This is a genomic window from Allobosea sp. NPDC055332, from assembly GCF_053645455.1.
The window spans coordinates 1,107,693-1,134,376 of record NZ_JBSHMO010000002.1 but is presented as its reverse complement, the minus strand read 5'-3'; the positions used below and the strand labels follow the sequence as shown (position 1 = coordinate 1,134,376).

Sequence of the window (26,684 nt, the reverse complement as noted above, 5' to 3'; positions counted from 1 at the left end):
GGCGGTGCCGCAGGCGATCGCTCATCTTGCCCTGCTCGTGCGGGACTATGACGAGGCGATCGCCTTCTTCGTCGGGAAGCTCGGCTTCGAGCTCCTCGAGGACACGCCGCTCGGCCGGGAGAAGCGCTGGGTCCGAGTGGCGCCGGCCGGCGGCAAGGGGGCTACCCTCCTGCTCGCGCGGGCCGCAAGTGCCGAGCAGCGGGCGCAGATCGGAAATCAGGCAGGCGGACGTGTCCTCCTGTTTCTCGAGACCGACGATTTCGCGCGGGACTACGCGCTCATGCTGACGCGCGGCGTCAGCTTCCTGGAGGCGCCGCGCCTGGAAGGCTATGGCACCGTCGCGGTCTTCGAGGATCTCTACGGTAATCGCTGGGACCTGATCGAGCCGGCGCGCTAGAGCCACGCCTTATCCAGAAGGGGCGTATGCCCCCTCTGGCTTTGGTCCCGGCCGCTACTCCGCCGCTTCGCGACGTGGCAGCACCCAGTCCGGGCGGACCCAGTGGCAGGTATAGCCGGCCGGATAGCGCTCCAGATAATCCTGGTGCTCCGGCTCGGCCTCCCAGAAGTCGCCCTCGGGCTTCACCTCGGTGACCACCTTGCCCGGCCAGCGGCCCGACGCATTCACCTCGGCGATCACCTCCTCGGCGATCTTCCTCTGGGTCTCGTCGACATAGTAGATGCCGGAGCGATAGCTGGTGCCGAGGTCGTTGCCCTGCCGATTCAGCGTGGTCGGGTCATGGATCTGGAAGAAGAACTCGACCAGCTGGCGGTAGCCGATCTTGGCGGGATCGAAGCTGATCTCGATACCCTCGGCATGGGTCCCGTGATTGCGATAGGTCGCGTTCTTCACGTCGCCGCCGGTATAGCCGACCCGGGTCGTCTCGACGCCGGGGAGCTTGCGGATCAGGTCCTGCATGCCCCAGAAGCAACCGCCTGCCAGTACAGCACGTTCCGTCATGTCAAACCTCCTTGCTGCCGCCGAGATAAGCATCGAAGCCTGAGTTCGCCATGTCAGGGCGTCAGGTTACAAGTTTTCAGATCACCGCCTCGATCAGGAACGGCCCTTTCCGGCCGAGCGCCCCCCGGAACAGCCGGGTGAACTCCTCGGCCGTGGTGGCGCGGCCGGCTTCGACGCCCATGCCCTTCGCCATCGAGACCCAGTCCAGCGCCGGCTCGTCGAGATTGAGCATCAGCTTGGCGTTGCGGCCGAAATCGTTGACGCCGACATTGCGCATCTCGCCGTGCAGGATCGCATAGGTCCGGTTGGCGAAGACCACGGTGACGACGTCGAGATTCTCGCGCGCCTGCGTCCACAGGCCCTGCACCGTGTACATGCCGGAACCGTCGGCCTGCATGCCGATGACCTTGCGGTCCGGGCAGGCGACCGCCGCGCCGACGCAGAGCGGAATGCCTTCGCCGATCGCGCCGCCAGTGAGCTGGATGTAGTCGTGCTGCGGCGCGCCATGGCAATCGTAATAGAAGCTGCGGCCCGACGAGACGGACTCGTCGCAGATGATCGCGTTCTCCGGCAGGAGCCGCGCGACGATGGTGCAGACCTTGTCGGCGTCGAGCGTGCCGGTCGGCAGCGCGCTGTCCGCCTTTTGCGGCGCGGCGATGAAGGCCGGCGGCGTCGCCCTGGCCGAGAGCTCGTCGGCCAGCGCCGCGATCGCGCCTGGCAGATCGTCGCCCTGCACGGCCAATTGCTCGACCTGGCAGTTTTCGTGCACCAGCCGGCCCGGCTTGCCGGGATAGGCGAAGAAGCCGACCGGCACCTTGGCGCCGACCAGCACGAGCAGGTCGATGTCCTTGAGCTGCTGCAGCGCCATGTCGATCGGATAGAACACCTTCGGGATGGCGACACGGCCGGCGCCGCGCTCGATCCGGCCGTTCGACATCTGCGAAAAGATCTGCGCACCGGTCGCGGCGCAGACGCGGGCTGCCATGTTCATCGGCCCCTCGCGCAGGGCGGAGCCGGTCAGCATGATCGCGGCGCGCGAGCCGTGCTTGCGCAGCAGGCCGGCGACCTCGCGGATTCGGGCCGCATCGACCTGTTTGGGCGCCGGTACCGGCGTGCGCTTCAGCTCCGCCGGCTCGACGCTGCCCCAGGCGCAATCGGCCGGCAGGATCACGGTGGTGACGCCGGGCAGCGACAGCGAGGCGGCATAGGCCTCGCCGATCGCCGGGCCGACATCCTCAGGCGAGGCGATGCGGCGCACGAATTGCGACATCGGCCAGGCCAGGCCCTCGACGTCGCTGGTCAGCGGCGCATCGTGTCGCAAATGGTAGGTCGCGTGGTCGCCGACCACGTTGATCATCGGCGTATTGGCGCGCTTCGCATTGTGCATGTTGGCGAGCGCATTCGCCATGCCGGGCCCGCAATGCAGCAGCGTCGCCGCCGGCTTGTCGGCCATGCGGGCATAGCCGTCGGCCGCGCCGGTGACCACGCCCTCGAACAGGCCGAGCACGCAGCGCATCTGCGGCTTGCGGTCGAGCGCCGCGACGAAGTGCATTTCCGAGGTGCCGGGATTGGCGAAGCAGACATCGACATCGTTGACCAGCAGCGTGTCGCACAGGCGGTCGGCGCCATTCATCCGGGAAGACCTCTTTCATAGCCAAAGGCGCACCGCGCCTGTCATGCCGAGGGGAAGGGATCGTCGCCGGAGTGTCAAACAAGAGAATGTCATTGCTTTCCCAAGTCCGGGTGATGCTGCCTTGACCGGTTTGCATATGCATTTAACGTGATCTGGAACGAAGCTTGCTTTATCGGGCGCCATCGGGCTGCGTTGGCCGGGGTGTCCGCTGCAGGCGGAAACAAGAGGGGAAAGGGTTCGTCATGACGGGTATCAAGCGTATCGGGATGTTGGCCGGGATCGGCCTTGCGGCTCTCATCGCCGCCGGTGGCGCGCAGGCGCAGACCAAGGTCAATGTCGGCATCTCCGGCTGGACCGGCTTCGCGCCGCTGGTGCTCGCCAAGGAAGCCGGCATCTTCGCCAAGAACGGCCTCGACGTCTCGATCAAGAAGATCCCGCAGAAGGACCGCCACCTCGCCATCGCCTCGGGCGACATCCAGTGCGCCGCGACCACGGTCGAGACCTGGATCGTCTGGGACGCCGCCGGCATCAAGACCAAGCAGATCTTCCAGCTCGACAAGAGCTATGGCGCCGACGGCATGGCCGTGCGCGGTTCGACCGCCTCGATCAAGGACCTGAAGGGTAAGACGGTGGCAGCCTCGGCGCCCGGCACCTCGCCCTATTTCGCCCTCGCCTGGATCCTCAAGGAGAACGGCATGTCGGTGAAGGATGTCAGCGTCGTCAACATGGAGCCCGGCCCGGCCGCGCAGGCCTTCATCGCCGGCCAGAACGACGCCGCCATGACCTATGAGCCCTATCTCTCGGCGGTGCGCGAGAAGCCCGAGGCCGGTAAGATCATCGCCACCACGCTCGACTATCCGATGGTGATGGACACCTTCGGCTGCACGCCGAAATTCCTCGCCGAGAACGACGCCGCTGCCGTGGCGCTGACCAAGAGCTATTTCGAGGCGCTGGAGCTGATCAAGGCCGATCAGGCCAAGGCCTATGGCATCATGGGCGCCGATGTGAAGCAGACCGGCGAGCAGTTCGGCAAGTCGGCTGGCTATCTGCGCTGGTCGGATGCCGCCGGCAACAAGGCGTTCTTCGCCGGTGAATGGCAGGCCTTCACCACCAAGGCGGCCGAGCTGCTGCTCGAGATCGGCCTGATCAAGGCCAAGCCCGACATCGCCACGCTGGTCGAGACGAAGTACGTCGCCGGCAAGTGAGCGATGACGTCCTGCCGGATGTGCTGACCACCGGCCTGCATGTCGTCTTCTGCGGCACGCAGGCCGGAGCGGTCTCCGCCCGGCGGGGCGCCTACTATGCCGGCCCCGGCAACAAGTTCTGGAAGACCCTGTTCGAGACCGGGCTGATTCCTGAGCCGCTCGGCTCCGCGGATTTCCGGGAGTTGCCGCGTTACGGCATTGGCTTCACCGACGTCGCGAAGGGGACATCCGGCCCCGACACGGCGCTGATGCGGCAGCATTTCGATATCGCCGGCTTCCTGACCAAGCTTCATCAGCACGCTCCGGCGATCGTCGCGTTCAACGGCAAGCGGGCTGCCCAGGCTGCCTTGGGAGAGGAGAGGGGGCTAAAGCTCGCCTATGGCCTCCAGCCGTCCCTCCTCGTAGGAAGCCGCGTCTTCATCCTGCCCTCCACCTCCGGGGCGGCATCCGGCTACTGGTCCATCGAGCCCTGGCATGAACTCGCCGCTCTCGTGAAGGAAACAAGTCTTAGACGATGAAACCCCTCCAGCCGGTCTCCGCCACTGCCCGTATCGGCTATGGCATCGCCTTCTTCGCGCTCTTCGTCGTGGTCTGGTCGGTCGCGACCTTCGGCGGCTATGTCCAGAAGCTCTTCCTCGCCGATCCGCTGACCATGGTCGGCGAAGGCTGGAACCTGCTCGTCAACCACGGCTTCATCGTCGATATCGGCATGACGATCTGGCGCGTGCTGGGCGGCTTCGTCCTCGCTGTGGTCTTCGCTCTGCCGCTCGGGATCCTCATGGGCGCCTACAAGCCGGTCGAAGCCTTCCTCGAGCCCTTCGTTTCCTTCGCGCGCTATCTGCCGGCCTCGGCCTTCATCCCGCTGCTGATCCTCTGGGCCGGCATCGGCGAGACGCAGAAGCTGCTCGTCATCTTCATCGGCTCGTTCTTCCAGCTCGTGCTGATGATCGCGGTCGCGGTCGGCGGCATCAGGCGCGATCTGGTCGACGCCGCCTATACGCTGGGCGCCAGCGATTCCTCGGTGGTGCGCCGGGTGCTTCTGCCCAATGCCGCGCCGGAGATCGCCGAGATCTTCCGCCTCGTCCTCGGCTGGGCCTGGACCTACGTCATCGTCGCCGAGCTGATCGGCTCGTCCTCCGGCATCGGCCACATGATCACCGACAGCCAGGCGCTGCTGAACACGGGACAGATCATCTTCGGCATCATCGTCATCGGCCTGATCGGCCTGATCTCCGATTTCCTCTTCAAGGCGATCAACCAGCGCCTGTTTCCGTGGGCGCAGGCATGAGCAAGCTTCTGATCGACCAGGTCGGCAAGGTCTTTCCGGCCCGCGGCAAGGGCCAGGCGACACGCGCTCTGATGCCGACCTCGCTCAATGTCGCCGACAACGACTTCATCACCATCCTCGGCCCCTCCGGCTGCGGAAAGTCGACGCTGCTGCGCATCATTGGCGGGCTGGAGACGGCGAGCGAGGGCAAGATCCTGCTCGACGGAGCGCCGGTCACCGGGCCCGGCGCCGATCGCGGCTTCGTCTTCCAGAGCTATACGCTCTTCCCCTGGCTGACCGTGGTGCAGAACATCGCCTTCGGCCTGCGCGAGAAGGGCGTGCCGGAACGCGAGCGCCTCGACATCGCCCGCAAATGGGCCGAGCGCGTCGGGCTCGCCGGCTTCGTCGACCATTTCCCCAAGCAGCTCTCCGGCGGCATGCAGCAGCGCACCGCGATCGCCCGTGCGCTCGCCAATGATCCAAAAATCCTCTTGCTCGACGAGCCCTTCGGCGCGCTCGACAACCAGACCCGCGCGCTGATGCAGGAAATGCTGCTCGGCATCTGGGAGCGCGAGCAGAAGACCGTGCTCTTCGTCACCCACGACATCGAGGAGGCGATCTTCGTCGGCTCGCGCGTCGTGGTGATGAGCGCACGGCCCGGGCGGATCAAGGCCGATATCCAAGTCGAGCTGCCACATCCCAGGCCCTATACGATCAAGACCTCGCCGGAATTCGTCGCGCTCAAGGAGCGGCTGGTCGAGGAGATCCGCGTCGAGGCCGTGCTGGCGGCCGAGGGGCACTGACCCCGAACACCTGATCGCGGGCTCTCAGCTTCCGGTGATGTGCGCGTGCAGGATCGAGAGGCCGAGCCCGATCAGGGCGAGGCCGCCAGCGATCTCGGCGTAAGCGCCGAAGCGCGCGCCGACGAAGCGGCCCATCAGCATGCCGCCCGTCGACATCAGGAAGGTCGCGAGCCCGATCGCGGCCGCGACGATGGCGATGTTCACATCGAGGAAGGCGAGCGAGACGCCGACCGCCATCGCATCGATGCTGGTGCCGATCGCGGTGGCGAGCAGCGTCGCGAGGCCGCGCTCGGGGCCCGCTTCCGCGTCCGTCTCTGTGTCCGACGCCCGGATCGCGTGGACGACCATCCGGCCGCCGACGAAGGCGAGCAGCAGGAAGGCGATCCAATGGTCGACCGCCGCGACATAGCGGCTCGCCGCCAATCCCAATGTCCAGCCGATCACCGGCGTCAGCGTCTCGATCGCGCCGAAGATCAGCCCGGTGCGCAGGGCTTCCGCGAGGCGTGCCTGACGCAGCCTGGCGCCGCGCCCGACCGAGGCGACGAAGGCGTCGATCGACATGCCGACGGCGAGAACCGCGATGGAAGCAGGTGACATGACGTTATCCGGGTTTGGGACTCTCGGGGCGCTCGGAGGGGCGCGACCGCAGCCCGCCTCGCGAGGCGGTTCCTAGCTTATTGACAATCAATAAGTCAATAAAGCTATTTAATTTCAATATCTTATAAATGAGAAGCATTAGCGAGAGTAAAGTAGCGGTGCCGAATATGGTCGGCCGCCACCTGCTTTGACTCGTTCCAGCCCGTTGACACCAGACCGGTATGGTGGTTGATGGCGATGAAATTGGCCTGACCACATGGCCAAATCGATGCCGCGCAAAAATGAGCGGTGCAGGGAAGGGTCCGGGAGCTGATGCCGCTCGCAGTCGTCGAGTCGCCGCGTCTATATCGGCAGATCGCCGATCAGCTGCGCCATCTCATCGACCAGCACGAATTCCCGGTCGGCAGCCGCCTGCCGCCCGAGCGCGAGCTCGCGGAAAAGCTCGGCGTCTCCCGCCCCTCGGTCCGCGAGGCGCTGATCGCGCTTGAGGTCGAGGGGCGCGTGCGCATCCGCATGGGCTCGGGCGTCTATGTCGTCGATCCCGCCCAGGCTGCGGCGCAACTCGCCGGGGCCGGCTTTCCGGTCGAGGGGCCGTTCGAGGTGCTGGCGGCGCGCCGGCTGGTCGAGGGCGCGGTCGCGGCCGAGGCGGCAGGGCAGGCGACGCCGGCGCAATTGGCTGGGCTCGCCGGCATTCTCGAGCAGATGGAGCAGCCCGGATTGCCGGCCGAGCAGCTGATCGCGCTCGACCGGGCCTTCCATGTCGAGATCGCCGCGATGCTCGGGAACACCGTGCTGGTGCGCTGCGTCGGCGAGCTCTTCGACCAGCGCATGAGCCCATATTTCCGCCAGCTCGCGCAGTATTTCGAGAACGAGGACTCGTGGCGTTCGGCGGCGCGCGAGCACCGCGCCATCCATGCGGCACTCGCTAACGGCGATCGCGATGCGGCGCGCGCGGCGATGTACGCCCATCTCCAGGCCTCGCAGGAGCGCTTTTCGCAGAGCTTCGGCGACACCGACCTCAAGCGGGCAGGCGAGCGTCAACGCCGGCCGCGGCCGATCAAATGACGCAAGGCCAGACCTCATTCGTGACCTTCAGGGAGGACAGACGATGAAATTGCACTATGCCCTCGCCGCGCTCGCCGCCGGCGCTCTCTTCGCCGGCGCCCCGGCGCAGGCCCAGACCAAGCTGAAATGGGCCCATGTCTACGAGACCTCCGAGCCCTTCCACACCGAGTCGGTCTGGGCCGCCGAGGAGATCAAGAAGCGCAGCAATGGCAAATACGAGATCACGGTCTATCCGGCCTCGCAGCTCGGCAAGGAGACCGACATCAACCAGGGCCTGACGCTCGGCACTGTCGACATGATCATCTCCGGCTCGAGCTTCGCCGCCCGCGCCTATCCACCGATCGGCGTGACCTACTACCCCTTCATCTTCCGCGGCCCCGACCATCTCCTCGCCTATGTGAAGAGCGACGTCTTCAAGGAGATGGCCAAGGGCTATGAGGAGAAGAGCGGCCACCAGATCCTGGCCGTGACCTATTACGGCACGCGCCACACCACCTCGAACAAGCCGATCAAGACCTGTGCCGACATGAAGGGCCTGAAGATCCGCGTGCCCGACGTGCCGGCCTATCTCGCCATGCCGCGCGCCTGCGGCGCCAACACCACGCCGATCGCTTTCGCCGAGGTCTATCTCGCGCTGCAGAATGGCACGGTCGAGGCGCAGGAGAACCCGCTCAACACCATCGACGCCAAGAAGTTCTACGAGGTCCAGAAGCACATCGTGCTGACCGGCCACATCGTCGATCACCTCAACACGGTCGTCTCGAAGCAGCTCTGGGCCAAGCTCCCGCCTGAGGACAAGAAGATCTTCACCGACGTCGCCCAGGAAGCGGCCGAGCGCGCCACCAAGAAGATCCAGGCTGATGAGGTGAAGCTGGTCCAGGTCTTCAAGGACAAGGGCCTCTCGGTCACCGAGATCGACAAGGCCGACTTCCTCGCCGCCGTGCAGAAGAACGTGACCTTCGAGCAGTACGGCTATCGCAAGGCCGACTGGGAGAGGATCCAGGCGATCAAGTGAGCTGATCCGTCCTTCCGAAGCAGGCCAGTCAGCCTGTTTCGGAACTGTTGAACGTCGCCCTTTCCGTCATGGTCGGGCTTGTCCCGACCATCCACGTCTTCGCGTCGCCGATCGCATGCGGTGGTCAAGACGTGGATGCTCGCCACAAGGGCGAGCATGACGGCCGGAGCGATGTCGAAGCGAAGAGTGAGCGATGACCACGACGCCGGAAGTCCACACCCAAGTCACCAGCGAGGAGATCGCCCACGTCTTCGACGAGGCGCCGCCGCCGGCCGATCTCTCCGGCTATGGCCTCGAGGACTGGGCGACGCTCGCCGCCTTCTGGCTGATGGTCGCCTGCGTCGTGGCGCAGTTCTTCACCCGCTATGTCCTCAACGACAGCTTCGCCTGGACCGAGGAGATTGCGATCTACGCGCTGATCGTCGTGGTCTTCCTGGGCTCCTCGCTCTGCGTGCGCGCCTCCAGGCACATCCAGGTGGACTTCCTCTACCGCTACCTCTCGCACGGCGCCGGCCGGGCGCTCTCGACCGCGGTGGACATCATCCGCATTGCCTTCTTCGCCTATGGCACGGTGCTGGTTCACCGCTATGCCGAGCTCATCCCCGACGAGATGATGACGACGATCCAGTTCCCGAAATCGCCGGTGTTCTATGCCGTCGTGATCGCCTTCGCGCTGATGACGCTGCGCTCGATCCAGGTCGCCTGGCAGAACTGGCGCCGCGGCTACTCCGTGCTCGAGCGTCCCTCGGCCTTCGACGGCTCGGAGGCCTGACCCATGCTGATCCTGCTCGGAACTTTCCTCGGCCTGATGGTGCTCGGCGTGCCCGTCGCCATCTCGATGGCCGTCGCCTCGCTCGCCTTCATCATCGTCACCGGCACCGTGCCGGACGTGATCATGGCCCAGCGCATGATCGCCGGCGTCGAGAGCTTCCCGCTGCTGGCGGTGCCGTTCTTCATCCTCGCCGGCAACCTGATGAATATCGCCGGCGTCACCGGCCGCATCTACTCTTTCGCCGTCGCCCTCGTCGGCTGGATGCGCGGCGGTCTCGCCCAGGTCAACATCATCGGCTCGGTGATCTTCTCCGGCATGTCCGGTACCGCGATCGCCGACGCCGCCGGCATCGGCACCATCGAGATCAAGGCGATGAAGGACCACGGCTACTCGACCGAGGTCGCGGTCGGCGTCACCGCCGCCTCGGCGACGCTCGGGCCGATCATCCCTCCATCCCTGCCCTTCGTCATCTACGGCATGATGGCGAACACCTCGATCGGCGCGCTCTTCCTCGGCGGCGTCATCCCCGGCGTGGTCATGACCCTGTTCATGATGCTGACCGTCGCGATCTTCGCCCGCATCTACAAATGGGGTGCGGACACCAAGTTCTCGCTGCGCGAGCTCGGCTCGGCCGGCATCGAGGTGCTGGTCGTCATGGGCTTCCCGGCCCTGGCCTATGCACTTGTCTTTGCCGGGCTCGATCCCAACCTCGCCATCGGTATCGCGCTCGCCGTGCTGCTGGCCCTGGACTACTATTTCAACTTCTCGGCGGTGATGGCGCTGATGACGCCGGTCATCCTGATCGGCGGCATGACCATGGGCTGGTTCACGCCGACGGAGGCCGCCGCCGCTGCGGTGATCTGGTCGCTGTTCCTCGGCCTCGTGCGCTATCGCTCGATGACCATGCGCAGCCTGACCAAGGCGACCTTCGACACGATCGAGACCACGGCCTCGGTGCTGTTCATCGTCACGGCCGCCTCGATCTTCGCCTGGCTGCTGACGGTCTCGCAGACGGCCCAGCTGCTCTCCGACCTGATCCTCGGCTTCACCCAGAACAAATGGGTGTTCCTGATCCTGGTCAACCTGCTGCTGCTCTTCATTGGCTGCTTCCTCGACACCATCGCGGCGATCACCATCGTCGTGCCGATCCTCTTGCCGATCGCGCTCAAGCTCGGCATCGACCCGATCCATTTCGGGCTGATCCTGACGTTGAACCTGATGATCGGGCTGCTGCATCCGCCGCTCGGCATGGTGCTGTTCGTGCTCTCGCGCGTCGCCAAGCTTTCGGTCGAGCGCACCACCATGGCGATCCTGCCCTGGCTGATCCCGCTCTTCGCAGCGCTGATCGCGATCACCTTCATCCCCGAGCTGACGCTCTGGCTGCCGCGCACCATGGGCATGATCAGATAGGGCGCGCTGGGGCATCGGACCGAAAAGTGGACTCCACTTTTCGGAGAAATCCGATGCTGAAACGAAGAGCTAGATTGCCACTTCGCGTCCGGTAGGACGCATGGTGATCTAGCGGCAGGCTGGCAAAAGCGGGTCGCCGCCCCCATTTTTCCTGTCAGGAGGCTGACAGCCGTATGCGGCGGGCGTGGATCGGCCCTGCGCCGAACCCACTGTTACGCTGCCGCGGGCGATCGCCATCTCTGATGGCGAAGGGGCACCGCCGTGAGGTGGCGCCATGCGCACTCTGATCATGAATATGTTGTCCCGGCTCATTTGCGAGCCGCGGGTTGATGTCGTGTTCGCCGATGGAACCCTCCATTCGGCCGGGCGAGGATCGGCGCCCGCAATCAAGCTGCGTATTGCCGACCGTGAGACCGAGTTGAGATTGGCGCTCGATCCCGAGCTCGCTCTGGGCGAGGCGGTGATGGACGGCCGCGTCATCGTCGAGCGCGGTACGATCTACCAGTTGCTCGACACCCTGGTGCGAGGCCTGTCGCGACAGCCGCCTTCGGCCTGGGCGGGAGGGCTGAGCCGGTTGCGCACGGCAGTGCGGCGACTGAAGCAGCACAACACTCCGGGCTGGGCGAAGCGCAATGTCAGTCATCACTATGACCTGAAAAGCGAGTTCTTCCGGCTCTTCCTCGACGCCGACCAGCAGTATTCCTGTGCTTTCTTCGAGCATCCGGGCGCGACGCTGGAAGAGGCGCAGGCCGCCAAGAAGCGCCGCATCGCGGCGAAGCTGGCGTTGAAGCCGGGCCAGCGCGTGCTCGACATCGGCTCGGGCTGGGGTGGGCTCGGTCTCTCGATTGCACGCGAGACCGGGGCGAACGTCACCGGCATCACCCTCTCCGAGGAGCAACTGGCCGCTTCGAGCAAGCGGGCCGAGGAATCCGGACTGCCGGTCGAGTTCCGCCTGCAGGACTACCGGGCGGTGCCCGAACGCTTTGACCGCGTCGTCTCGGTCGGCATGTTCGAGCATGTCGGTGTCGGCTATTATCGCGACTACTTCCGCAAGGTCCGCGAGCTGCTCGAGGATGACGGTGTCGCGCTGATCCACACGATCGGCCGCAGCTCGCCGCCGGGCGCGACCAATCCCTTCATCGCCAAATACATCTTCCCCGGCGGCTATATCCCCGCTTTGTCGGAGATCACCGCGGCGGTGGAGCAGGAGGGGTTGATCGTCACCGATGTCGAGGTGCTGCGCTTGCATTATGCCGAGACGCTGAAGGCCTGGCGCGAGCGCTTCCTCGCCCATCGCCAGGAGGCGGTCGCGATGTATGACGAGCGCTTCGCGCGGATGTGGGAGTTCTATCTCGCCGCGTCCGAGGCGAGCTTCCGCCATGATGGCCTCGTCGTCTTCCAGCTCCAGCTCGCCAAGCGGCTCGGCACCTTGCCGATGACGCGCGACTATATGAGCGAGAAGGCACGCGTGGCCGAGACGGTCGACCGGGCGGCCTGATAGCGCGATTGAGCCTCTGCCATGCCCCCGCTAGGCTCCGGCCCGGCGGGGAGCATCAGGGAGGTTCGATCGTGCGATCATCGATGATTGCGCTCGCGGTGGCGGCGCAGATGTCAGCTCTTCCAGCCCTCGCTCAGGAGCGCCAGTCACGCGACGAGTTCTTCTGGCTCGGCGAGATCAACAAGGCCACGGCCGTGATCAACACGGATGAGGGCCTGCTCGACAAGGCGCTGGCCCCGCGCATCGCCGCCGGCCTCGTCAAGGTACTGCAGGAGGGCGCCAAGCCGGGAGCCAAGCGCCCCTCGACCGTGATCAGCTTCGAGCCTCTGCTGATCGCGGCTGGCGGGCAGGAGGTCACGCTGCTGCATGCCGGCCGCTCGAGCCAGGACATGCACGCGACCTATCGTGCCGCGATCCTGCGCGACGACATGCTGGCGCTCGCCGACCAGCTCAACCGCACCACGGCGACGCTGGTCGCTCTGGCGGAAAAGCATGCGGCGACCATCGTGCCGAACTACACCAACGGCGTCGCGGCTCAGCCCAACAGCCTCGGCCATACCTTGCTCGGCCATGCCGCCGGCCTCGAACGCGATGCCCAGCGCATCCGTGAGGCCTATGCCCGGATCGACCGTTCGGCGATGGGCACGACCGTCCTCAACGGCACCAGCTGGCCGCTCAACCGCAAGCGCATGGCCGACTATCTCGGTTTCGCCGCGATCGTCGACAACGCTTATGACGCCGGCCAGATCTCTTCGGCCGAACACCCGGTCGAGGCCGGCGCGATCGTCACCAGCATCGCGCTCCATGCCGGGGCCTTCGTCGAGGACGTCATGACGCAATACGCCTTCGCGCGGCCCTGGATGCTGCTGCAGGAAGGCGACGGCAACACCTATGTCTCCAGCGCCATGCCGCAGAAGCGCAATCCCGGCCTGCTCAACACCACGCGCCAGCAGGCCTCGACCGCGCTCTCGCTCGCGATGGGCGCCGCGATCCAGGCCCACAACATCACGCCGGGCATGAGCGATCCCAAGGATGTCAGGCCCAACAGCACGATGGTGAAGAGCGCGGTCACCGTGCTCGCCAACTGGGATCGCATCCTGAAGGGACTGGTGATCAGCCCCGAGAGGGCGCTGGAGGAGCTGAACAGCGACTGGACGGCGTCGCAGGAGCTCGCCGACCTCTTGATGCGCAAATACAGGCTGCCCTTCCGCGTCGGCCATCACTTTGCCTCCGAGGTCGTCACCCACGCCAAGGATCACGACATCAGGCCGCTCGATTTCCCCTATGCCGAGGCGAAGCGGATCTATGCTGCAGCGGTCAAGGGCACGGACTATCCGGCCGAGCTGCCGATCGCCGAGGCCGAGTTCCGCGCGGCGCTCGATCCCGTCGCGATCGTGCGCAGCCGCGCGACCGTCGGCGGGCCGCAGCCAGCCGAGATGGAGCGGATGCTGGCGGCGGCCAAGGGCAAGATCGCGGAGCAGGGCGCCTGGATCAAGGAGCGGCGCGAATGGATTACAGCCTCGCTCGCCCGGCTCGACAAGGATTTCGAGACACTGCGCGCGCAGGCGCAATAGCGCGCTCGTTCCGCCGGCGCATCGGTTTCAGGCGGGACGTTGTCCGACATAGCGGGCGCGCGGGCGGATCAAACGGCCGGTCTCGTTCTGCTCCAGCGCGTGGGCGAGCCAGCCGGTGCAGCGCGCTGCGGCGAAGATCTGGAATGGCGCCGTCTCCGGCAGCTCCAATTTCGCCGCTAGCGCCGAGAGTGCGAAGTCGATGTTCGGCTCCTCGCCCGTCAATGCCGCGATCGCGGCCTGCGCCTGCGCATAGGCCGGCGGCGGCTCGAACGCCGCGAACAGCGCTCGCGCCCGCGGATCGCCATCGGGATAGATCGGATGGCCGAAGCCCGGCAGCTTGGTGCCGGCCTCCAGTCTCGCGGTGATCGTGGTCTCCAGCCCGTCGCGCGCGGTGTCCCGCATCAACGCGAGCACGCGCGGCGCGACGCCGCCATGGGAGGGGCCGGAGAGGGCGGCGAGCCCGGCCAGGGCGCAGGCCGCGAGCGAGGCGCCGGTCGAGGCGGTGACGCGTGCCGCGAAGGTCGAGGCGTTGAGCTCATGGTCGGCGAGCAGGACGAGCGCCCGCCGGACCGGCTCGGCGCCTTCAGCCTCGCAGCCCCAGGCCCGCGCCAGCCGGGCATGGATCGGCCCTTCGCCCGGTCCGCCGGCGATGGCGTCGACCAGCGTGTCGAGCACGGCGGCGGCTTCCAGATAGAGCGCCTTCTTGGCCCGTCCCGCCATCGGCCGGTCGGTCGCGGTACGGGCCGCGATCACCGCGAAGATGCGCGCCAGCGGCTCGCCGGTGGGGACCACGGTCGCCAAAGGCGGGAAGCGTTGCGTGCCGCAATCCCAGAGCAGGCGCGCCACGTCCTCCAGCTTGGCGCCCTCGGCGAGACGCGCCGCGTCTTGCCCGCGATACCAGAGGCCGCCGCGCTCGATCGTGGTAATGGCGGAGGCGAGCACCGGCTCGCCATAGGCGATCGCGTCCTCGGCGATCGCTGCCGGCCGCCGGCCGCGCGCCTTGCGATGCTCCAGCCGAGCGACGTCCTCGGCCCGGTAGAGGCTGCGGCGCGAATCGCCCTCGTCGCCGCGCGCTTCGATCAGCCCGCGGCTGACATAGGCGTAGAGCGTCTGAGGTTTCAGGCCGAGACGCGCCATCGCCTCCTGTGCCGTCAGCCAGTCCTGCATCGCCCCTCCGCTCGATATATTGATTATATTGTTCAAGATTGATTGTTGCAACGCACAAGCCGATTTTCGGGATGACTGCTTTTGAGGAGTTCATGTCATGTCCGATGGTCTCGATGACGTCGTCGCCGCCCATACCGTGCTCTCCGAGGTCGACGGCGCTGCCGGTCGCCTGGTGATCCGCGGCCACAGCCTCGCCGAACTCGCCGGCCGCACCAGCTTCGAGGAGATGGCGGGGTTGATGTTCGACGGCTTGCTGCCCGGCCTGCCGCAGGGCCGCGAGCTCTCAGTGGCGCTTGGCAAGGCCCGCGCCAATCTCTTCGGCATCGTCGAGCGCACCGCGCTTTCGGCCGATCTCGGACCGGTCGAGGCCATTCGCGCCTGGACAGGACAAATCGCCGATGGCGAGGGATCCGAGACCGCGCTGCACCTGCTCGCCGCGCCGGCTGTCTTCACTGCCGCCGCCGTCCGCAAGGGGCGTGGCCTTGCCCCGATCGCGCCCGATCCGGCGCTGTCGCAGGCGGCCGACACGCTGCGCATGCTGCGCGGCGAAGCGCCGAGCGCGGCCCAGGCCGCGGCGCTCGACACCTATCTCGTCACCGTCGCCGATCACGGCCTCAATGCCTCGACCTTCGCCGCGCGCGTCGTCGCCTCGACCCGGGCCGGGCTGGTCTCGGCCGTGCTTGCCGGGATCAGCGCGCTCAAGGGGCCGCTTCATGGCGGTGCGCCCGGGCCGGTGATCGAGATGCTCGATGCGATCGGCGAGCCGGCCAATGCCCGCGCCTGGCTCGAAGATGCGCTGGATCGCGGCGAGCGGCTGATGGGCTTCGGCCATCGCATCTATCGCGTCCGCGATCCGCGCGCCGATGCGCTGAAGCAGGCGATCGCCAAGCTCGGCGCTGATGCCGGGCGCCTGCGCCATGCCGAGGCGGTCGAGCAGGCGGCGCTCGCCATCCTGCGCGAGCGCAAGCCTGGCCGTTCGCTCGAGACCAATGTCGAGTTCTATACGGCGCTGCTGCTGGAGGCACTCGGCTTCCCGCCCGAGGCCTTCACCTGCGTCTTCGCGCTAGGCCGCACCACCGGCTGGCTCGCCCATGCCCGCGAGCAGATCGAGACCGGCCGCCTGATCCGGCCGCAATCGGTCTATGTCGGCCCGCAGCCGCGGCAGGCGGCTTGAGTGTCACGCGCGGGATCCCCTCTCCTGTAAGGAGAGGGGTAGGGGTGAGGTGTAGGCGGCTCGACCAGTTGTACGAGCGTTGGCCGCGGTTGGGTTGAGGCTCGCGATATCTCTCCCGAACACCTCACCCTACCCTCTCCTTTCAGGAGAGGGTTCCCCGCGGCTCCATCGTCAACCAAACCGCATAAAGTTCGGCCGCATCACCGTTCACCGTAAGCTCGACATGCCCCGGCGCGTCGAGGATCGCGCTGTCACCGGCGGGAAGTGCTGTGCCGTTCACTAGCCAGTGGCCCCTGCGGGCGACCAGCACCAGCAGGCCTTCGTTCGCACTGAGCGGGCCCGCGCCGGAGAGGCGCTTGACCCGGTGCTGCCAGCGGCCGCGCCGGCTCATCACGTTGAGATCGTCGATCGGCCCGCTGGTCAGCAGGCCATCGACCGCCCGGTCGGCGGCGAAGGGGTAGGGGGCGCTGGTGCGATCGAGCTTGACCCGCTCGCCATCGCCGAAGGCCAGCGTGATCCCGGCCCCGGTCAGCACCGACAGCGTCCGGTCGATGCCGGGGAAGGACGAGAACGGCCCGTCTTGCCCGACATGGGCCATGCTGATCCGCCAGTCGAAATCGTTCAGCGAGGCGCCTTCGGGCGCCACCGCGATCTCGGTCGTCGTCCCGCCGCCGTTCTTCCACGGCATGACCAGGCAGTCGGCGGCGCGGATGATGCGCATGGAACGGTCCTTCGAATTCAAGCGGCCACCCTTGTCATTCCGGGGCGCCCGAAGGGCGAACCCGGAACCCACGACGGGGTACGACGCCGTGTCTGGGCAATGTTCGCCCAGTCGTGGGTTCCGGGTTCTCCGCTCACGCGGAGCCCCGGAATGACATGTGGGGTTAGCCCAGGATGCCGGGCAGGTTGAGCCCCTTCTCCCGGGCGCAGTCGAGCGCGATGTCGTAGCCGGCATCGGCATGGCGCATCACGCCGGTGGCGGGGTCGTTCCAGAGCACGCGCGACAGGCGGGCGGCGGCGTCATCGGTGCCGTCGGCGCAGATCACCACGCCCGAATGCTGCGAGAAGCCCATGCCGACGCCGCCGCCATGATGCAGCGAGACCCAGGTCGCGCCGGACGCGGTGTTGAGCAGGGCGTTGAGCAGCGGCCAGTCGGAGACCGCGTCAGAGCCGTCCTTCATGGCTTCCGTCTCGCGGTTCGGCGAGGCGACCGAGCCGGAATCGAGATGGTCGCGGCCGATCACGACCGGCGCCTTGAGCTCGCCGTTCCTGACCATCTCGTTGAAGGCGAGGCCGAGCCGGTGGCGGTCGCCGAGGCCGACCCAGCAGATCCGCGCCGGCACGCCCTGGAACGCGATGCGCTCGCGCGCCATGTCGAGCCAGTTGTGCAGGTGCTTGTTGTCGGGCAGCAGCTCCTTCACCTTGGCGTCGGTCTTGTAGATGTCCTCCGGGTCGCCCGAGAGGGCGGCCCAGCGGAACGGGCCGATGCCGCGGCAGAACAGCGGGCGGATATAGGCCGGCACGAAGCCCGGGAAGGCGAAGGCGTTCTCCAACCCCTCGTCCTTGGCGATCTGGCGGATGTTGTTGCCGTAGTCGAAGGTCGGGATGCCCATGTCCTGGAAGGCGATCATCGCCTCGACATGCTCGCGCATCGAGGCGCGGGCGGCCTTCTCGACGGACTTCGGATTGGCTTCGCGCGCCTGCCGCCACTGGCCCATGGTCCAGCCCTTCGGCAGGTAGCCGTTGACCGGGTCATGCGCCGAGGTCTGGTCGGTGACCATGTCGGGGCGGATGCCGCGGCGGACCATCTCGGGCAGGATCTCGGCGCAGTTGCCGAGCAGGCCGACCGACTTCGCCTCGCCGTTCTTCGTCCAGCGCTCGATCATCGCCAGCGCCTCGTCGAGCGTCTCGGCCTTCTCGTCGAGATAGCGGGTGCGCAGGCGGAAATCGATCGAGTCCGGGTTGCACTCGACGGCGAGGCAGGAGGCGCCGGCCATCACCGCGGCGAGAGGCTGGGCGCCGCCCATGCCGCCGAGGCCGCCGGTCAACACCCATTTGCCCTTGAGGCTGCCGCCATAGTGCTGGCGCCCGGCTTCGACGAAGGTCTCGTAGGTGCCCTGCACGATGCCTTGCGTGCCGATATAGATCCAGGAGCCGGCCGTCATCTGGCCGTACATGGCGAGCCCCTTCTTATCGAGCTCGTTGAAATGGTCCCAGTTCGCCCAGTGCGGCACGAGGTTGGAATTGGCGATCAGGACGCGCGGCGCATCCTTGTGCGTGCGGAACACGCCGACCGGCTTGCCGGACTGGACGAGCAGGGTCTCGTCGGCCTCGAGCTGGCGCAGGGCCGCGACGATGCGGTCGAAATCCTCCCAGGAGCGGGCGGCGCGACCGATGCCGCCATAGACCACGAGCTCCTGCGGGTTCTCGGCGACGTCCGGGTGCAGGTTGTTCATCAGCATGCGCAGCGGCGCTTCGGTCAGCCAGCTCTTGGCGCTGAGCTCGGTGCCGGTGGCGGGGCGGATGACGCGGGTGTTGTCCAGGCGGGTCATGGCTTCGTCCGTTCAAGCTGGGTGGCGGCGGCGAGCGCGGCCTCGATCATGGCGGAGAGGGTGGCTTGCAGGCTGGCGGCCTTGCCCGGAGCGAAAGTCCAGGGCGCGGCCTCGTCGTCGAGATAGGCGGAGAGCGCGATCTCCATCTGGAGCGCGTGCACATGGTCGGCCGGTTGGCCGTAGTGGCGGGTGATCCAGCCGCCCTTGAAGCGGCCGTTGACCACCTGGGTGAAGGCGCTGCCGGCCATTGCGGCGGTCGCTGCGGCTTCGACAGCGGGCGCGGCGCTGGCGCCGGAATTCGTGCCGAGGTTCAGCGTCGGCAGGGTGCCCGGGAAGAGGCGCGGGATCACCGACTTGATCGAGTGGCAGTCCCAGAGCAGGCAGAAGCCGTGCTGCGCCTTGGCATGTGCGATCTCGGCGGCGAGCGCTGCGTGATAGGGCTGGAAGTAAGCCTCGCGCCGGTGGGTGATCTCGGCCTCGTCGGGGGGCGTATTCCAGATCGGCGCGCCGTCGAAGGTGGTCGTCGGCACCAGCTCGGTCGTCGCCTGGCCCGGATAAAGTGAGACGCCGGCCGGGTCGCGGTTGAGGTCGATGACGAAGCGCGAGAGCCCGGCCTCGACGATGGTCGGCTGGAAGCGCTCGGCGAAGCCGTAGAGCTGGCGCATATGCCAGTCGGTGTCCTCGACCAGCTTGCCGCGCGCATTGAGCTGCGCCGCGACCTCGGCCGGCAGGCGGGTGCCGGGATGCGGCATCGACAGGACCAACGGCGAGGAGCCGCGCGTGACGGAGACGACGTCGGCGCTCATGCCGAGAGTTCCGCGAAGCTGTCGACGCCAGCCGCCTGGCCGAGCGCGCCCGAGAGCACGAGTTCCGTCGCGGCGGCGAGGTCCGGCGCGAGATAGCGGTCCTCGGTCAACGGCGCGATCCTCTCGCGGATCAGCGCCAGCACCGGCTCCAACCGCGGCGAGGTCTTGAGCGGGCGGTGATGCTCGATCGCCTCGGCCGCGGCCATCAGTTCGACCGCGATGATGCTCGCCGCGTTCTTGGCCATCTCGATCAGGCGGAAGGCGCCATGCGTCGCCATCGAGACATGGTCTTCCTGGTTGGCCGAGGTCGGGATGGTGTCGACCGAAGCGGGATAGGCCCGCTGCTTGTTCTCGGAGGCCAGCGCAGCGGCGGTCACCTGCGCGATCATGAAGCCGGAGTTGAGGCCGGCATCGCGGGCGAGGAAGGGCGGCAGGCCGCTCATCACCGGATCGACCAGCAGCGCGATCCGGCGCTCGGAAAGGTTGCCGATCTCGCAGGTGGCCATCGCCAGCATGTCGGCGGCGAAGGCGACCGGCTCGGCGTGGAAATTGCCGCCCGAGACGATCTCGCCGGGGCCGAGCACCAGCGGGTTGTCGGTGACGGCATTGGCCTCGATCGCGAGCGTCGCGGCGGCGTTGCCGAGAAGGTCGCGCACCGCGCCCATCACCTGCGGCTGGCAGCGCAGCGAATAGGGATCCTGGACCTTGCTGTCACCGAAGCGGTGGCTCTCGCGGATCTCACTCTTGGCGATGAGATCGAGCAGCAGGGCCGCGACCTTGATCTGGCCGGGCTGGCCGCGCAGCTGCTGGATGCGCGGATCGAACGGCGTATCGGAGCCCTTCAGCGCATCGACCGAGAGCGCACCGGCGATCAGCGCCGCATCGAAGACACGGGCGACGCTGGCGAGGCCGGCTAGCGCCAGCGAGGCCGAGACCTGCGTGCCATTGATCAGCGCGAGGCCTTCCTTGGCGCCGAGCGCCAGCGGCGCCTGGCCGATGCGCTTCAGCGCCTCGGCGGCCGGCAGCACTTCGCCTTTCAGCCTGATTTCGCCGACGCCCATCAACGCGGCGGTCAGGTGGGCAAGCGGAGCAAGGTCGCCGGACGCACCGACCGAGCCCTTGGCCGGGACGACCGGCAGGGCGCCGGCCTTGAGCGCGCCGACCAGCGCCTCGACGACGACCGGGCGCACGCCCGAGGCGCCGCGCGCCAGGCTCGCCGCCTTCATCGCGAGGATCAGCGCGACGACTTCGTCCGGCAAAGCCGGGCCGGTGCCGACCGCATGCGAGAGGATGAGGTTGCGCTGGAGGGTGGCGAGATCGTTGTCGGCGATGCGGACGCTGGCGAGCTTGCCGAAGCCGGTATTGACGCCATAGGTCACGGTGCCGGCGGCGACGATCTCGTCGACGATCGCCTGGGCACCGGCGATCGCGCCGGTATCAGCGAGGGCGACGGTGGCGCCGTCGATGACATGGCGCCAGTCGGCGAGGCGGGCCTTGCCGGGGGTGAGCGAGAGCGTGGTCATTGTCCGTTCCGGATGCGGGTGTGAAGCGGGTTGAAGCCGATGCGGTAGGCGAGCTCGGCCGGGCGCTCGATCTCCCAGATCGCGAGATCGCAGGCCTTGCCGGCCTCCAGCGTGCCGACCTCGTCCTGAAGTCCGAGGGCGAGCGCCGCGTTGCGGGTCATTCCGGCCAGCGCCTCCTCCGGCGTCAGCCGGAACAGGGTGCAGCCCATGTTCATGGTCAAAAGCGGCGAGGTCAGCGGCGAGGTGCCGGGATTGGCGTCGGTGGCGAGCGCGATCGGCACGCCATGCTGGCGCAGCAGCTCGATCGGCGGCTTCACTGTCTCGCGCAGGAAGTAGAAGGCACCGGGCAGGACGACGGCGACCGTGCCGGCCCTGGCCATGGCGATCACGCCAGCCTCGTCGAGATGTTCGAGATGGTCGGCCGAGAGCGCGCCGAAGCCGGCCGCCAGCGCCGCGCCGCCGAGATTGGAGAGCTGCTCGGCATGGATCTTGACGGCCAGGCCCTTCGCCTTGGCCGCGGTGAAGACGCGGGCGGTCTCGTCGGGCGAGAAGGCGATGCCCTCGCAGAACACGTCGACGGCGTCTGCCAGCTTCTGCTCGGCGATGGCATCGAGCATCGGGCCGCAGACGAGATCGACATAGTCGCTCTGCCGGCCCTTGAACTCGGCCGGCACGGCATGGGCACCGAGGAAGCTGGTCTGCACACCGACCGGGCGCTCGCGGCCGAGCCGGCGGGCGACGGCCAGAACCTTGGTCTCGCTGTCGACGTCGAGCCCATAGCCCGACTTGATCTCGACGGTGGTCACCCCCTCGGCGATCAGTGCGGCCAAGCGCTTGTCGGCGCTGGCGAAAAGCTCGTCCTCGCTCGCCGCGCGCGTCGCCTTGACTGATGAGACGATGCCGCCGCCGGCGCGGGCGATCTCCTCATAGCTCGCGCCCTTCAGGCGCAATTCGAACTCATGGGCGCGGTCGCCGCCATAGACGAGATGGGTATGGCAATCGACCAGCCCGGGCGTGATCCAGCGGCCCTCGCAATCGATCACCTCGGCCTGGCCGACGCTGGAGACTTCGCTGCTCGGGCCGGCGAAGACGATGCGGCCGTTGCGGGCGACGACGACGCCGTCCTCGATCGCGCCATAGGGCGTGCCCGTATCGGCAGCCATGGTCGCGAGCCGGGCATTGGTCCACACTCGGTGGCTGGGGGAAGGGGTCGCCGCCACGTCGCCTCCTCTCGACTTCGTTTGCTTTCCGATTATGGTAGACAATTGCATATGCAAATAGCAAGCTCGATTTGCATATGCAAATAAAAAGGGACGACCGCGTGACCGGACACACGACACTCCATCTCGCCCAGGCGCTGCTGCCCGACGGCTTCGCCGAGAACGTCACGCTGACGCTCGATCATGGAACGATCATGTCGGTCGCGGTGGGGCAGGCGGCGCCCGCCGGCGCGACGAAGCTCGCAGGGTTGGCGCTCCCCGGCCTGCCCAATCTGCACAGCCACACCTTCCAGCGCGGCATGGCGGGCCTGGCCGAGCGCCGCGGCGCCTCCGAGGATTCCTTCTGGACCTGGCGCGAGGTGATGTATCGCTTCCTCGACCGGCTCAGCCCCGACGACGTCCAGGCGATCGCGGCGCAGGCCATGGTCGAGATGCTGGAGGGCGGCTTCACGGCGCTCGCCGAGTTCCACTATCTCCATCACGACAAGGACGGCCGCGCCTATGCCGACATCGCCGCCATGGGCGGGGCGATCGCGGCGGCGGCTGACGAGACCGGCATCGGGCTGACCCTGCTGCCGGTGCTCTATCGCTATGGCAATTTCGGCAAGGCGCCGGCCGCACCCGGCCAGCGCCGCTTCCTGAACGATCGTGATGCCTATGCGCTCCTGATCGAAGGCAGCGAGAACGCGGTCGCCGGCCTTCCCGATGCCCGCGTCGGCATGGCGCCGCATTCGCTACGCGCGGTGGCGCTCGAAGACCTCGACTGGGTCGCGGAGCTTCGGCCGCGCGTGCCCTTGCACATCCATGTCGCTGAGCAGACCCGCGAGGTCGAGGACAGCCTCGCCATCACCGGCCGCCGCCCGGTCGAGCTCCTGATGCAGAACACCGCGGTGAACGAGCGCTGGTGCCTGATACACGCCACCCATCTCAGCGACGCCGAGCGCGATGCGATGGCGCTCTCCGGTGCGGTCGCGGGTCTCTGCCCGATCACCGAGGCCAATCTCGGCGACGGCATCTTCGATGGCGTGCGCTATCGCGAAAAGGGCGGGCGCATCGGCGTCGGCAGCGATTCCAATGTCGAGATCGGCGCCGGCGGCGAACTGCGCCTGCTCGAATATTCGCAGCGCCTGCGTGATCGGCGCCGCGCGCTCTGGGCGCAGCCCGGCGTCTCTGCTGGTTTACGGCTCTGGCAGGATGCCTGCGCCGGCGGTGCACAGGCCTGTGGTCGCGACATCGGCGCGATCGCCGTCGGCCGCCGCGCCGACTTCGTCACCCTCGATGCCGAGCATCCCGCGATCGTCGGCAAGGGCGGCGACTTCGCGCTCGACAGCGCGATCTTCGCGGCGCCGGCCTTGCCGGTCGGGGAGGTGATCGTCGGTGGAAAGCCTGTGGTCAGCGGCGGCCGGCACATTGACCGCGCCCGCATCGCTGCCCGCTATGGCCAGGTGATCCGCAACCTCCTCGCCTGAAGACAGGGAGCCATGTCAGCCACTCAGATCGACGCCGTGACGCTGGACGGAGCCGGGCCGCTCTACGACCAGATCCGTCGCGCCATCCGCGATCTGATCCTGGCAGGCACCTGGCCGCCGGGGACGGCAGTGCCGGCCGAGCATGCCTTGATGGAGCGGCTCGGCGCCTCGCGCATGACCGTCCACCGGGCGCTGGCGCAGCTTGCCCGCGAAGGGCTGATCACGCGCCGACGTCGCTCTGGCACGATCGTGGCGAGCCCGCCGGCGAGCCATGCCATGCTCGACATTCTCTCGATCCCGCAGGAGGTGCGCGAACTCGGGCAGGCCTACAGCTATCGCATCCTGCAACGGAGCGACGGCAAGGCGCCGCGCGAGCTCGCCGCCCGCTTCGAACTCGGCCGCTCGGCCAATGTCGCGCATCTCACCTTGCTGCATTTCGCCGATGGTGCGCCGCATGTGCTGGAAGACCGGGTGATCCATATCGCGACCATCCCGCAGGTCGCCGACGAAAGCTTCGCCGAGACGCCGCCGGGTGACTGGCTGCTGCAGAACAGCCTGTGGACGCAGGCCGAACACGCGATCAGCGCCGTGGCGGCCGAGCCGCAGGAGGCGGAACTTTTGAAGATCGATGCGGGCGAGCCTTGCCTGCTGGTCGAGCGCCGGACCTGGAACCAGGCCGAGCCGATCACGGCGGTGCGGCTGCTCTACCCGGGAGGGCGCCACCGCTTCGTCGGCAGGTTCGGGCCCTACGGGGCGGTCTGAGCGCTGCGACCGTCATTGCGAACGCAGCAAAGCAAGCCAGGGAACTCCCTGGCTTGCTTCGTCTCGGTGCCGGGCTCTCAGCAGGCGTAGCGAACGCGCCGGCCCCACTCGTCACGGCCGTAGCAGATCTGATCCGGCGAGGTCGCATTGCCGATGATCGCGCCGCCGGCTCCGCCGATCGCGGCGCCCGCCAGGGCTCCGCCGGCACGACCCGTCGCGGCGCCGCCGATCAGGGCGCCCGCACCGGCGCCGATCAACGCACCGGTCGCGGTCCGTTCCTCGCGGGGGGTACAGGCGCCGAGCGCGGCCACTGCGGCGGTTACCAATAGAAGCTTCCTGAGCATCGGACGTTTCCTTCCCTTGAGGGCCGACGGCTGTGCGACGAGACATGCAAAGCGCGATGTCCTGGTGTGCCGCGGGTATGATGCCCGGCAGCGCCTGATTGACGCTCGCTCGCCGCCCGGATCGCGCCGGCTGGAGCCGCACGCTCGATCCACCCTCAAACCGGGCTGGCCGGCATTTGTTCCGCAGCCCGGCCGGCCGGGCTTCCTGTCACGCCTCCGGACGCTCGGGGAAGCCTTCCGCGGACCTTTCCCGGCAATGCATTTTTTGTCTGTCGCGCAGGGAACCCGGATGCATCCGTCGGGTTGATGGGACGAGCCGGCTGGCATGTCGGCCCGATGACTATTCATGGAGGGACCGATGAGCGCTACGATGACCGCAGCCTCTCACGCTGCCAATCCGTTGATCGCCGGAGCGCGCGTCGCCGGTACCGAGGTCTACAACACCACCGGCGAGCATCTCGGCTCGATCTACGACGTGATGCTCGACAAGGCGACCGGCAAGGTCGCCTACGCGATCATGTCCTTCGGCGGCTTTCTCGGTTTGGGCGAGAAATATCATCCGATCCCGTGGAGCATGCTCGACTATGATGTCGAGAAGGGCGGCTATGTGGTGCCCCTGACCCGCGAGAAGCTGGAGGCGGCCCCGATGTACGGCGCCGATGGCGAGCCGGACTGGCACGACAAGGAGTACGGCAAGCGCGTCCACGATTACTACGGCACGATGCCGTACTGGATGATGTGAGAGCGCGCCGCAGGGCCGGCGTTCCACACAAAGGCGCAACTCGCGACGGTCGCTATCCCCCCAGCCGGATCGTCGTGATTGCGTGGTGCGGGCCGAAAGGCCCGCACCTTTTTTATGTGTGAAAGCACGCGGCGGGCAGGGAACTTCGGCCGATGCCGTGCGTCGTTGAATGCCGGCCGGGGGCGTCCGCCGCGGCGGGCCAGCTCCCATAGCGCAGCGTCGAGGTCATCATGCATATCCGCTATGGCTACCGGATCGAGCTCGTTTGCGAGCAGCCGACCGCCTTGCTCACGCTGCTCGACGTCCACCCGTCGCGCCGGCACGATCTGATCCGCCCGGACGAGATGCGTGTGTCTCCGTTGCGCGGCTCTGGCAGGCCGATCGCGCTGAGCCAGCATCTCGATGCGTTCGGCAATATCTGCCGCCGCTTCACTGCGCCCGCGGGTGGCGTCACGCTCGCTTGCGAGGGGCTCATCCTTGATGATGGCGAGCCCGACGGCGCCGATTTCTCGGCCAGCGAAGACATGCCGGCGGAGTTGCCGGATGCGGTGCTGCCCTATCTGCTCGGCAGCCGCTATTGCGAGACCGATCGGCTGGCGGACAATGCCTGGAGCCTGTTCGGCCAGGTCAGGCCGGGCTGGGCCCGCGTTCAGGCCGTGACCCAGTTCGTCCACAATCACGTCAGTTTCGGCTACGCCTTCGCGCGCAACACGCGAACCGCTGCGGAGACCTTCAACGAACGCATCGGCGTCTGCCGGGACTTCGCCCATCTCGCGATCGCTCTCTGCCGCTGCCTCAACATTCCGGCGCGGTACTGCAACGGCTATCTCGGCGACATCGGCGTCCCGCCCGATCCGGCGCCGATGGATTTCAATGCCTGGTTCGAAGTCTGGCTCGGCGGGCGCTGGCACGCATTCGACGCTCGCCACAACCGGCGCCGCATCGGCCGCATCGTCATCGCCCGTGGCCGGGACGCCGCCGATGTGCCTATGCTGACCTCCTTCGGCCCGCACTGGCTGCAGCGTTTCGACGTCATCACCGAAGAGGTCGAGGACGAGCAGGCTCAATTCGCGCCGGCCACGACCCGCCTTGTTCCCGACAAGAGGGACGCCCATATCGCCGCCTGAC

The 26,684-nt window shown here is 67.4% G+C and carries 26 protein-coding genes; 16 read left to right on the top strand and 10 right to left on the bottom strand.

Features of this window, described 5'->3' with window-relative positions:
- The first annotated feature begins 4 nt into the window (after positions 1 to 4).
- Positions 5 to 397, top strand: a complete 393-nt coding sequence (locus tag ACWIGM_RS14090) for a VOC family protein (RefSeq protein ID WP_454026546.1) — start codon at positions 5 to 7, stop codon at positions 395 to 397.
- A gap of 54 nt (positions 398 to 451) precedes the next feature.
- Here ACWIGM_RS14090 and msrA read toward each other — a convergent pair whose 3' ends face one another.
- A complete protein-coding gene (gene msrA, locus ACWIGM_RS14085; protein WP_454026545.1) occupies positions 452 to 958 on the bottom strand; it encodes a peptide-methionine (S)-S-oxide reductase MsrA in 507 nt (168 codons plus the stop codon).
- Between the two features lie 76 nt (positions 959 to 1,034).
- On the bottom strand, positions 1,035 to 2,591 hold the full coding sequence (locus ACWIGM_RS14080) for an acetolactate synthase large subunit (protein WP_454026544.1): 1,557 nt from the start codon (positions 2,589 to 2,591) through the stop codon (positions 1,035 to 1,037).
- Positions 2,592 to 2,857: 266 nt separating this feature from the next.
- Here ACWIGM_RS14080 and ACWIGM_RS14075 point away from each other — a divergent pair, with 266 nt between their 5' ends.
- Genes ACWIGM_RS14075 through ACWIGM_RS14060 form a run of 4 tightly spaced genes read left to right on the top strand, consistent with a single transcriptional unit; the run spans position 2,858 to position 5,866 of the window.
- Complete coding sequence (locus ACWIGM_RS14075) at positions 2,858 to 3,796, top strand: ABC transporter substrate-binding protein (RefSeq protein WP_454026997.1); 939 nt, start codon at positions 2,858 to 2,860, stop codon at positions 3,794 to 3,796.
- Positions 3,793 to 4,314, top strand: coding sequence for a mismatch-specific DNA-glycosylase (locus ACWIGM_RS14070; RefSeq protein WP_454026543.1), 522 nt, complete (start codon positions 3,793 to 3,795; stop codon positions 4,312 to 4,314). The genes ACWIGM_RS14075 and ACWIGM_RS14070 overlap by 4 nt, the downstream gene beginning before the upstream one ends.
- Entirely contained in the window at positions 4,311 to 5,084 is a 774-nt protein-coding gene (locus ACWIGM_RS14065; RefSeq protein ID WP_454026542.1) for an ABC transporter permease, read from the top strand. The genes ACWIGM_RS14070 and ACWIGM_RS14065 overlap by 4 nt, the downstream gene beginning before the upstream one ends.
- A complete protein-coding gene (locus tag ACWIGM_RS14060) occupies positions 5,081 to 5,866 on the top strand; it encodes an ABC transporter ATP-binding protein (protein WP_454026541.1) in 786 nt (261 codons plus the stop codon). The genes ACWIGM_RS14065 and ACWIGM_RS14060 overlap by 4 nt, the downstream gene beginning before the upstream one ends.
- Before the next feature lie 24 nt (positions 5,867 to 5,890).
- Here the strand turns inward: ACWIGM_RS14060 and mntP are convergent, their stop codons facing one another.
- Entirely contained in the window at positions 5,891 to 6,463 is a 573-nt protein-coding gene (gene mntP / locus ACWIGM_RS14055) for a manganese efflux pump MntP (RefSeq protein ID WP_454026540.1), read from the bottom strand.
- Positions 6,464 to 6,775: 312 nt separating this feature from the next.
- On the opposite strand from mntP, the gene ACWIGM_RS14050 reads away from it, so the two are divergent.
- The 6 genes from ACWIGM_RS14050 to ACWIGM_RS14025 all read left to right on the top strand — a co-directional run bounded on the left by ACWIGM_RS14050 (position 6,776) and on the right by ACWIGM_RS14025 (position 13,797).
- Positions 6,776 to 7,528, top strand: a complete 753-nt coding sequence (locus tag ACWIGM_RS14050) for a FadR/GntR family transcriptional regulator (RefSeq protein ID WP_454026539.1) — start codon at positions 6,776 to 6,778, stop codon at positions 7,526 to 7,528.
- 43 nt (positions 7,529 to 7,571) lie between these two features.
- Complete coding sequence (locus tag ACWIGM_RS14045) at positions 7,572 to 8,543, top strand: sialic acid TRAP transporter substrate-binding protein SiaP (RefSeq protein WP_454026538.1); 972 nt, start codon at positions 7,572 to 7,574, stop codon at positions 8,541 to 8,543.
- A gap of 193 nt (positions 8,544 to 8,736) precedes the next feature.
- On the top strand, positions 8,737 to 9,315 hold the full coding sequence (locus ACWIGM_RS14040; protein ID WP_454026537.1) for a TRAP transporter small permease: 579 nt from the start codon (positions 8,737 to 8,739) through the stop codon (positions 9,313 to 9,315).
- Positions 9,316 to 9,318: 3 nt separating this feature from the next.
- On the top strand, positions 9,319 to 10,725 hold the full coding sequence (locus tag ACWIGM_RS14035; RefSeq protein ID WP_454026536.1) for a TRAP transporter large permease: 1,407 nt from the start codon (positions 9,319 to 9,321) through the stop codon (positions 10,723 to 10,725).
- 274 nt (positions 10,726 to 10,999) lie between these two features.
- Positions 11,000 to 12,223: a class I SAM-dependent methyltransferase gene (locus tag ACWIGM_RS14030; protein ID WP_454026535.1), complete on the top strand. Its 1,224-nt coding sequence runs from the start codon at positions 11,000 to 11,002 to the stop codon at positions 12,221 to 12,223.
- Between the two features lie 110 nt (positions 12,224 to 12,333).
- Positions 12,334 to 13,797, top strand: a complete 1,464-nt coding sequence (locus ACWIGM_RS14025) for an argininosuccinate lyase (RefSeq protein ID WP_454026534.1) — start codon at positions 12,334 to 12,336, stop codon at positions 13,795 to 13,797.
- Positions 13,798 to 13,824: 27 nt separating this feature from the next.
- Here ACWIGM_RS14025 and ACWIGM_RS14020 read toward each other — a convergent pair whose 3' ends face one another.
- A complete protein-coding gene (locus ACWIGM_RS14020) occupies positions 13,825 to 14,964 on the bottom strand; it encodes a citrate/2-methylcitrate synthase (protein WP_454026533.1) in 1,140 nt (379 codons plus the stop codon).
- Between the two features lie 97 nt (positions 14,965 to 15,061).
- Between ACWIGM_RS14020 and ACWIGM_RS14015 the strand changes: the two genes are divergently transcribed.
- On the top strand, positions 15,062 to 16,138 hold the full coding sequence (locus ACWIGM_RS14015; protein WP_454026532.1) for a citrate synthase/methylcitrate synthase: 1,077 nt from the start codon (positions 15,062 to 15,064) through the stop codon (positions 16,136 to 16,138).
- 142 nt (positions 16,139 to 16,280) lie between these two features.
- Here ACWIGM_RS14015 and ACWIGM_RS14010 read toward each other — a convergent pair whose 3' ends face one another.
- The 5 genes from ACWIGM_RS14010 to hutI form a co-directional block, all read right to left on the bottom strand.
- Positions 16,281 to 16,859 carry a HutD/Ves family protein gene (locus tag ACWIGM_RS14010; RefSeq protein WP_454026531.1) on the bottom strand — a complete coding sequence of 193 codons (579 nt, stop codon included), beginning with the start codon at positions 16,857 to 16,859 and terminating at the stop codon, positions 16,281 to 16,283.
- Between the two features lie 163 nt (positions 16,860 to 17,022).
- Positions 17,023 to 18,690 (bottom strand): urocanate hydratase, encoded by a 1,668-nt coding sequence (gene hutU / locus ACWIGM_RS14005; RefSeq protein WP_454026530.1) that lies wholly within the window; start codon positions 18,688 to 18,690, stop codon positions 17,023 to 17,025.
- Entirely contained in the window at positions 18,687 to 19,496 is an 810-nt protein-coding gene (gene hutG, locus ACWIGM_RS14000) for an N-formylglutamate deformylase (protein ID WP_454026529.1), read from the bottom strand. The genes hutU and hutG overlap by 4 nt, the downstream gene beginning before the upstream one ends.
- Positions 19,493 to 21,019 carry a histidine ammonia-lyase gene (hutH, locus tag ACWIGM_RS13995; protein ID WP_454026528.1) on the bottom strand — a complete coding sequence of 509 codons (1,527 nt, stop codon included), beginning with the start codon at positions 21,017 to 21,019 and terminating at the stop codon, positions 19,493 to 19,495. Before hutH ends, hutG begins: the two co-directional genes overlap by 4 nt.
- A complete protein-coding gene (hutI, locus tag ACWIGM_RS13990) occupies positions 21,016 to 22,182 on the bottom strand; it encodes an imidazolonepropionase (RefSeq protein ID WP_454026527.1) in 1,167 nt (388 codons plus the stop codon). Before hutI ends, hutH begins: the two co-directional genes overlap by 4 nt.
- 134 nt (positions 22,183 to 22,316) lie before the next feature.
- Here hutI and ACWIGM_RS13985 point away from each other — a divergent pair, with 134 nt between their 5' ends.
- Positions 22,317 to 23,708, top strand: coding sequence for a formimidoylglutamate deiminase (locus ACWIGM_RS13985; RefSeq protein WP_454026526.1), 1,392 nt, complete (start codon positions 22,317 to 22,319; stop codon positions 23,706 to 23,708).
- Positions 23,709 to 23,720: 12 nt separating this feature from the next.
- Entirely contained in the window at positions 23,721 to 24,470 is a 750-nt protein-coding gene (hutC, locus tag ACWIGM_RS13980; protein WP_454026525.1) for a histidine utilization repressor, read from the top strand.
- 77 nt (positions 24,471 to 24,547) lie between these two features.
- Here hutC and ACWIGM_RS13975 read toward each other — a convergent pair whose 3' ends face one another.
- Positions 24,548 to 24,814: a glycine zipper domain-containing protein gene (locus tag ACWIGM_RS13975; protein WP_454026524.1), complete on the bottom strand. Its 267-nt coding sequence runs from the start codon at positions 24,812 to 24,814 to the stop codon at positions 24,548 to 24,550.
- Positions 24,815 to 25,184: 370 nt separating this feature from the next.
- Between ACWIGM_RS13975 and ACWIGM_RS13970 the strand changes: the two genes are divergently transcribed.
- Positions 25,185 to 25,556 carry a PRC-barrel domain-containing protein gene (locus ACWIGM_RS13970; RefSeq protein WP_454026523.1) on the top strand — a complete coding sequence of 124 codons (372 nt, stop codon included), beginning with the start codon at positions 25,185 to 25,187 and terminating at the stop codon, positions 25,554 to 25,556.
- A 230-nt stretch (positions 25,557 to 25,786) separates the two neighbouring features.
- A complete protein-coding gene (locus tag ACWIGM_RS13965) occupies positions 25,787 to 26,683 on the top strand; it encodes a transglutaminase-like domain-containing protein (RefSeq protein ID WP_454026522.1) in 897 nt (298 codons plus the stop codon).
- Position 26,684 lies beyond the last annotated feature (1 nt).

Excerpts from the sequence above, each read along its gene's own strand:
- msrA (WP_454026545.1), bottom strand. The coding sequence starts at position 958 with ATGACGGAACGTGCTGTACTGGCAGGCGGTTGCTTCTGGGGCATGCAG.
- ACWIGM_RS14080 (WP_454026544.1), bottom strand. The coding sequence starts at position 2,591 with ATGAATGGCGCCGACCGCCTGTGCGACACGCTGCTGGTCAACGATGTC.
- ACWIGM_RS14075 (WP_454026997.1), top strand. The coding sequence starts at position 2,858 with ATGTTGGCCGGGATCGGCCTTGCGGCTCTCATCGCCGCCGGTGGCGCG.
- ACWIGM_RS14065 (WP_454026542.1), top strand. The coding sequence starts at position 4,311 with ATGAAACCCCTCCAGCCGGTCTCCGCCACTGCCCGTATCGGCTATGGC.
- ACWIGM_RS14060 (WP_454026541.1), top strand. The coding sequence starts at position 5,081 with ATGAGCAAGCTTCTGATCGACCAGGTCGGCAAGGTCTTTCCGGCCCGC.
- mntP (WP_454026540.1), bottom strand. The coding sequence starts at position 6,463 with ATGTCACCTGCTTCCATCGCGGTTCTCGCCGTCGGCATGTCGATCGAC.
- ACWIGM_RS14050 (WP_454026539.1), top strand. The coding sequence starts at position 6,776 with ATGCCGCTCGCAGTCGTCGAGTCGCCGCGTCTATATCGGCAGATCGCC.
- ACWIGM_RS14045 (WP_454026538.1), top strand. The coding sequence starts at position 7,572 with ATGAAATTGCACTATGCCCTCGCCGCGCTCGCCGCCGGCGCTCTCTTC.
- ACWIGM_RS14040 (WP_454026537.1), top strand. The coding sequence starts at position 8,737 with ATGACCACGACGCCGGAAGTCCACACCCAAGTCACCAGCGAGGAGATC.
- ACWIGM_RS14035 (WP_454026536.1), top strand. The coding sequence starts at position 9,319 with ATGCTGATCCTGCTCGGAACTTTCCTCGGCCTGATGGTGCTCGGCGTG.
- ACWIGM_RS14030 (WP_454026535.1), top strand. The coding sequence starts at position 11,000 with ATGCGCACTCTGATCATGAATATGTTGTCCCGGCTCATTTGCGAGCCG.
- ACWIGM_RS14025 (WP_454026534.1), top strand. The coding sequence starts at position 12,334 with ATGTCAGCTCTTCCAGCCCTCGCTCAGGAGCGCCAGTCACGCGACGAG.
- ACWIGM_RS14020 (WP_454026533.1), bottom strand. The coding sequence starts at position 14,964 with ATGCAGGACTGGCTGACGGCACAGGAGGCGATGGCGCGTCTCGGCCTG.
- ACWIGM_RS14015 (WP_454026532.1), top strand. The coding sequence starts at position 15,062 with ATGTCCGATGGTCTCGATGACGTCGTCGCCGCCCATACCGTGCTCTCC.
- ACWIGM_RS14010 (WP_454026531.1), bottom strand. The coding sequence starts at position 16,859 with ATGCGCATCATCCGCGCCGCCGACTGCCTGGTCATGCCGTGGAAGAAC.
- hutU (WP_454026530.1), bottom strand. The coding sequence starts at position 18,690 with ATGACCCGCCTGGACAACACCCGCGTCATCCGCCCCGCCACCGGCACC.
- hutG (WP_454026529.1), bottom strand. The coding sequence starts at position 19,496 with ATGAGCGCCGACGTCGTCTCCGTCACGCGCGGCTCCTCGCCGTTGGTC.
- hutH (WP_454026528.1), bottom strand. The coding sequence starts at position 21,019 with ATGACCACGCTCTCGCTCACCCCCGGCAAGGCCCGCCTCGCCGACTGG.
- hutI (WP_454026527.1), bottom strand. The coding sequence starts at position 22,182 with ATGGCTGCCGATACGGGCACGCCCTATGGCGCGATCGAGGACGGCGTC.
- ACWIGM_RS13985 (WP_454026526.1), top strand. The coding sequence starts at position 22,317 with ATGCAAATAAAAAGGGACGACCGCGTGACCGGACACACGACACTCCAT.
- hutC (WP_454026525.1), top strand. The coding sequence starts at position 23,721 with ATGTCAGCCACTCAGATCGACGCCGTGACGCTGGACGGAGCCGGGCCG.
- ACWIGM_RS13975 (WP_454026524.1), bottom strand. The coding sequence starts at position 24,814 with ATGCTCAGGAAGCTTCTATTGGTAACCGCCGCAGTGGCCGCGCTCGGC.
- ACWIGM_RS13970 (WP_454026523.1), top strand. The coding sequence starts at position 25,185 with ATGACCGCAGCCTCTCACGCTGCCAATCCGTTGATCGCCGGAGCGCGC.
- ACWIGM_RS13965 (WP_454026522.1), top strand. The coding sequence starts at position 25,787 with ATGCATATCCGCTATGGCTACCGGATCGAGCTCGTTTGCGAGCAGCCG.